This window comes from Micromonospora sp. ANENR4 (genome assembly GCF_015354395.1).
Lineage (GTDB): Bacteria > Actinomycetota > Actinomycetes > Mycobacteriales > Micromonosporaceae > Micromonospora > Micromonospora aurantiaca.
In genome coordinates this window covers 1-429 of record NZ_JADKYQ010000056.1, presented here as the reverse complement: position 1 = coordinate 429, position 429 = coordinate 1, and the positions used below count along the sequence as shown (strand labels likewise).

General features: G+C 69.5%; 1 pseudogene. It reads left to right on the top strand.

Annotated features, from left to right (window positions below):
* Positions 1–429: pseudogene (locus tag IRY44_RS30485) on the top strand (hypothetical protein); the annotation flags it as partial.

The window sequence follows — 429 nt, the reverse complement described above, 5'->3', positions numbered from 1 at the left end:
AGCGGCCTGTCCGGCGGGCACGGCCCGGCCGCCTCCGCCGCGCCGAAGGGCTACGACCCGAAGGGCAAGCACCACGAGGCCGGGATCGTCGAGATCTTCGGTTCCGACCACGGCAAGGACGGCGTCAAGTCCAGCCTGTCGGACAACCGCGCCGGCAAGAACGGTGGCGGTCTGTTCAGCAGCGGCGGCACCGTCACGGTCTCCTTCACCGCGATCACGGGCAACACCGCCTGCGAGAACGGTGGCGGCGTCTACGCCGAGAACACCGACCTGCTCCTGGAGAAGGTCCACGTCGCCAAGAACCACGCCGACGGCGACGGCGGCGGTGTGGTGGTCACCGGCGGCAAGCACTGGGGCTACCCGGAGAACAAGGAGCACGCCAGCGCCACGATCGCCGACAGCAAGATCGTCGACAACACCGCCAACCGC